Source organism: Paenibacillus sp. 01L418 (assembly GCF_056400045.1).
The window spans coordinates 1-4,115 of record NZ_JBFTSN010000511.1 but is presented as its reverse complement, the minus strand read 5'-3'; the positions used below and the strand labels follow the sequence as shown (position 1 = coordinate 4,115).

Annotated in this window: 7 protein-coding genes and 1 pseudogene; 4 read left to right on the top strand and 4 right to left on the bottom strand. The window is 38.6% G+C overall.

Features of this window, described 5'->3' with window-relative positions; genetic code table 11:
- Positions 1-12 precede the first annotated feature (12 nt).
- Both AC1DSE_RS31650 and AC1DSE_RS31645 read right to left on the bottom strand, forming a co-directional pair.
- On the bottom strand, positions 13-387 hold the full coding sequence (locus AC1DSE_RS31650) for a DoxX family protein (protein ID WP_076265768.1): 375 nt from the start codon (positions 385-387) through the stop codon (positions 13-15).
- Positions 388-637: 250 nt separating this feature from the next.
- Positions 638-1,075 carry an RrF2 family transcriptional regulator gene (locus AC1DSE_RS31645; protein WP_441875475.1) on the bottom strand — a complete coding sequence of 146 codons (438 nt, stop codon included), beginning with the start codon at positions 1,073-1,075 and terminating at the stop codon, positions 638-640.
- Between the two features lie 259 nt (positions 1,076-1,334).
- Between AC1DSE_RS31645 and AC1DSE_RS31640 the strand changes: the two genes are divergently transcribed.
- The 3 genes from AC1DSE_RS31640 (at position 1,335) to AC1DSE_RS31630 (ending at position 2,482) form a co-directional block, all read left to right on the top strand.
- On the top strand, positions 1,335-1,499 hold the full coding sequence (locus tag AC1DSE_RS31640; RefSeq protein WP_477512793.1) for a hypothetical protein: 165 nt from the start codon (positions 1,335-1,337) through the stop codon (positions 1,497-1,499).
- Between the two features lie 155 nt (positions 1,500-1,654).
- Positions 1,655-1,942 carry a DUF6199 family natural product biosynthesis protein gene (locus AC1DSE_RS31635; protein WP_477512792.1) on the top strand — a complete coding sequence of 96 codons (288 nt, stop codon included), beginning with the start codon at positions 1,655-1,657 and terminating at the stop codon, positions 1,940-1,942.
- 111 nt (positions 1,943-2,053) lie between these two features.
- Positions 2,054-2,482 carry a VOC family protein gene (locus AC1DSE_RS31630; protein WP_430058757.1) on the top strand — a complete coding sequence of 143 codons (429 nt, stop codon included), beginning with the start codon at positions 2,054-2,056 and terminating at the stop codon, positions 2,480-2,482.
- An 84-nt stretch (positions 2,483-2,566) separates the two neighbouring features.
- Here AC1DSE_RS31630 and AC1DSE_RS31625 read toward each other — a convergent pair whose 3' ends face one another.
- Positions 2,567-3,103 carry a DUF1697 domain-containing protein gene (locus tag AC1DSE_RS31625; protein ID WP_430058754.1) on the bottom strand — a complete coding sequence of 179 codons (537 nt, stop codon included), beginning with the start codon at positions 3,101-3,103 and terminating at the stop codon, positions 2,567-2,569.
- Positions 3,104-3,323: 220 nt separating this feature from the next.
- Here AC1DSE_RS31625 and AC1DSE_RS31620 point away from each other — a divergent pair, with 220 nt between their 5' ends.
- Positions 3,324-3,617, top strand: a complete 294-nt coding sequence (locus AC1DSE_RS31620) for a hypothetical protein (RefSeq protein ID WP_441875463.1) — start codon at positions 3,324-3,326, stop codon at positions 3,615-3,617.
- A 69-nt stretch (positions 3,618-3,686) separates the two neighbouring features.
- On the opposite strand, the pseudogene AC1DSE_RS31615 reads toward AC1DSE_RS31620, so the two are convergent.
- A pseudogene (locus AC1DSE_RS31615) lies at positions 3,687-4,115 on the bottom strand (hypothetical protein); the annotation flags it as partial.

Below are 4,115 nucleotides of genomic sequence, written 5' to 3'. Positions count from 1 at the left end.
ATCTAGTACAGCTTAGTTAAACCCAGGAAAATCAGATAAATCGGATAGTCGGATAAAAAATAGTACAAATGATAAAACACCTACGAGGATGATCGGGAAAGTTTGTTTGAAAGAATCTTTTACACGTACATGAGTTAATGTACCTCCGATAGCTGTAACGCCAAGCAATAACGCGCCAGCTGCTGCCCAGCTGTGCTCCCAGTATCCAATAATTAAAGCAATGGCAGCGATTAATTCAACGACACCCGTTACAACTCGGAACCATTGCGGCAAGCCCCATTGTTTAAAGCCGTCAACATGCATCTTCGACCCCGATACTTTACCGAATCCAGCCATCAAAAACATCAAACCTAATAGCCCCTGCAATACCAACGCTAATATTTCCATTGTAGACTCTCCTTTTTTTCTCGGTTAATGCAACCTATGAAGGCACATTATAAAACAGACTATTCTTTTCAAATATTTAATGCTTACTGTTGTTATTTCCGATTTAGGTCATACCCCCATAATCTTCAAAGTTAACTGTGCTTGTAATAAGCACATATAATACAAAAATAAAAGTGCAGTTTTAACTGCAACTCATTTAAGCACATTATAATTCGTTTCAAAACGTTTGACTAGTACTTTGTTGAAAAAATTAAACGACAAAAAAATCTACACGCTCCATCACATCATTAATAGTATACTGACGAAGGTAATCAATCGTTTTTTGCTCAGCTTCAAACAGAATTTTTTCCAGCTCTACGTCCAGTTTATGGCCTGTTTCTCCACAATTACCATCACCTTCTGGTTCAGCTGTACATGTATTTACTGCCGCGTAAATGTCGCCTAATGTAATTTCATTCGCCGTTTTTCTTAAAATATATCCGCCTTCTCTACCGCCCTTTGACTCCACAATGCCGGCTGCCGCTAATGCTTGCATAACTCTTCTCATAAAAGTTGCATGCGAATTCACCTGATTTGCAATCATCGCACTTGATAAGATGCTGCCGCTCTGCGCTAACCAGACAATGGAATGAACCGCTATTTTAAATCTAGGAGGTCCGATATTAACTCCACGATTTGCAGTACTCATATCAATCACTCCTTCAGCCACTTATGTGGCTTAAACATCATATTATGAATTGTATTTCTATTAAGCACATTATAAAGTAATGCATTTTCATGTTCAAGTTTGTCACCCCCAAGACAGTCATACTTCTTTTTCGCTTCTGTCTAACTTATAACTAGGCTTATGACATGATTCATTTAGCTAGGTAACAAACACCCAATCAACAAATACCCATCCAGCATAAATTACACAGTACACAGAACGTAAGGAGGTGCAATGAAAAATGTCTGGTCACGTTGGTGGAGCTTTCTCGAGCTTAGGGATCATCTTAGTCCTCTTTATTCTCTTGGTGATTATCGCTTGCAGTTGCGGATTTGGCGGAGTTGGCGGATACGGTGGATATGGTGGAGTTGGCGGAGTTGGCGCTGGTCATGGTAAAGGATACTAAAAAGAAGGTCTAACCCGTATCGGTGCAAGTATATAGACGTTTATATTATCCACAAGGACCATTTCGTGGGCCTTGTGGTCTTCCTTTTTCCATTACATAAATCAATATTAATAAGGAATTTATTCCATTTTATTAGTCTGCTGTAGCCTTTTATCATGTACAATAAAAGAAATAGCGATCAACTATTTTTAACTTTCTTAATTCCTTCATTTAATCGCGAATACACAAATAAGGGGCTGATTCTTGTGGTATTGTTTGCTATCCTTTTTGTCATCATTGCATTCCTTAATATCTTCTTCCCTAAGTTCGGTTGGTACATGAGATACGGCTGGATGGTTAAAGGAAATTCAGAACCTAGCGATGCTTACATACTAATGAGCCGGATAAGCAGTATCATCATTCTTATTGTTTTTCTATTTGTCATCCTGCCTAATCTTTTCTAAAATAACATCTTAAATTTTCAAAAAAAATTTGATTCCAGACCATCTAATGATACAATTGGAATGAAAATATTGGAGCAATAATGAGCCAATAATCATGAAGGAGTGAATAAAATGGCAGTTGATGTTTATTTGAATTTCAATGGGAATTGTCGTGAAGCGGTCGAATATTATGCGCAAGTGTTTGGGGCTGAAATTACAAATTTCACTACTTTCAGCGATATTCCACCAAACCCAGAATATCCCCTTCCTGAGGAAGCAAAAAACTTAGTCATGCACGCTCGCTTAAACATTTTAGGCAGCAATGTTATGTTTTCTGATGTATTCCCTGGAATGCCCTTTATTGAAGGAAACAATATAAGCCTTTCGATCGTCAGCAAAGATAAAGATGAAGTAACATCACTATTTCATAAGCTGAAGGAAAACGGCACGGTTCTAATGGAACTCCAAGAAACGTTCTGGAGCAAATGCTACGGCCAAGTAAAGGACAAGCTTGGCATCTTGTGGCAACTGAACGTTGAAGATGAGGCAGCTAACGGCTAACAAACATTAATGTTAAAAAGGATCGGGTCTATTCTTTTTATAAGAATAGTGCCCGATCCTTTTTTTTTCGCTCAAACACTGTACTTATTTTAAAGCTTTTGCCATCGCATCAAGCTTCATAATTGTTTTCCAGTTTCGAGCTGTAGCTGGCAGTAAATTTTGAAATTTTTTGGGCAGCTTGGAATCAAGAATACTGTTTCGATAAAGCACATAAATTTCTTTGCCGCTTATGTAATATTCATCATTGCCTAGGTCTACATCAGGCAAATTATTAATTTGTTCTTGTGTAGGCGCCTCTTTTAATAAAGTGAGATGTATACTCTGACCTTCGGTCAACTCAGCCGCATTGAAAGGTGATTTATCAATAATGCTTACAAGTTCATCCGACGTCCTCAGTATTACAGCGATATTAAATCCAAACACTTCACTAATCTGCTTCTCAATTGTCTCTTCTAGTTTGTTTGCATTCTCGTTTGATTCGAAAATGACATTCCCGCTGTTAATATACGTCTGCACACGTGCAAAGCCAAGCTCCTCAAACATTCGTTTAAGCTCAGCCATTTTTATCATATTATTGCCGCCAACATTAATTCCTCGTAAAAGCGCAAAATAAATGCTCATCTACAAACATCCTTTCTTTCAGCTGCTGATGTTATTTGACATTTATAGTATAACTGATTTCATCATATATCAAGTACGCCATTATTCGTCAAACAATCCTATAAATCGTTCCTACCGTTTGACATACTTTTCTGATAAAATCGTATATTCTTGTCTTGTTCTTATGCGAGCATACACGCTAATATGACAATTATTTTTATAAAGAAAGAGGAGATGAACCATGTTGATCAAAAAGAAAAATGATATTGCATTTATTTTAGAAAACTTCAAGCAACTCGCCCAGTGGGATGCAACCGGTCAAAAATTTTATTTTGTATTCGCAGATCGCAAACGTGGAGGACAATGGACTCTAATGAATAACAGTGAGGATCGATTCAGCGTACATGGATTAGGTGAAGATTACATGGATGAGCAGGAGCATTTCTTTGATGAGTCAAGCCAAATTCACTCATTCTTATGGGAAAATCGTGCTGCTTTTAATGCCGCCTTAAAACCTGCCACGATGTGCAGCTAGACGTAGATTAACATAAATAACACAAAACACACCTTTTTAAGCGTGTGTTTTGTGTATTGATTCTATAGATTATTTCTTAAAGCTCAGCCGCTGCTGAAGCAGCGCAGCAAGCTCCCCCGCATCATCCCATATCATTGGCCTAATGGACTCCGGCTGAACGCACAGCTCGTCCTCCTGTGTGCTATTCATCGTCCACACGACCTCAACATTTGCGCCAAGCGCATACCCAGCTGCAAAATAAACCTCCGGTGAATGGCTTGTAATATCCGCAATGATAAGCTTGCTTTCAGCTAGCTTCGTTATGGAATAATTTTCATTRCCGCCTGTATCTGATTGTTGAAACATAAACGGCAAATAACCAAACTGCTCTAATTTCGGAAATACATGCTCAAACCATTCCGCTCGCAATGGCTGATTGTCTGGGAGCAGCACACCGCAAGTTTTCAACTTCCTTCCCCCTGCTCTTGCTGCTGCTTCGTTCCATCCCTTCTCCGTAAG

What these genes read in the sequence shown, in the direction of transcription:
- AC1DSE_RS31620 (WP_441875463.1), top strand. Translation starts at nt 3,324, where the DNA reads ATGTTGATCAAAAAGAAAAATGATATTGCATTTATTTTAGAAAACTTC.
- AC1DSE_RS31640 (WP_477512793.1), top strand. Translation starts at nt 1,335, where the DNA reads ATGTCTGGTCACGTTGGTGGAGCTTTCTCGAGCTTAGGGATCATCTTA.
- AC1DSE_RS31650 (WP_076265768.1), bottom strand. Translation starts at nt 387, where the DNA reads ATGGAAATATTAGCGTTGGTATTGCAGGGGCTATTAGGTTTGATGTTT.
- AC1DSE_RS31635 (WP_477512792.1), top strand. Translation starts at nt 1,655, where the DNA reads ATGTACAATAAAAGAAATAGCGATCAACTATTTTTAACTTTCTTAATT.
- AC1DSE_RS31625 (WP_430058754.1), bottom strand. Translation starts at nt 3,103, where the DNA reads ATGAGCATTTATTTTGCGCTTTTACGAGGAATTAATGTTGGCGGCAAT.
- AC1DSE_RS31645 (WP_441875475.1), bottom strand. Translation starts at nt 1,075, where the DNA reads ATGAGTACTGCAAATCGTGGAGTTAATATCGGACCTCCTAGATTTAAA.
- AC1DSE_RS31630 (WP_430058757.1), top strand. Translation starts at nt 2,054, where the DNA reads ATGGCAGTTGATGTTTATTTGAATTTCAATGGGAATTGTCGTGAAGCG.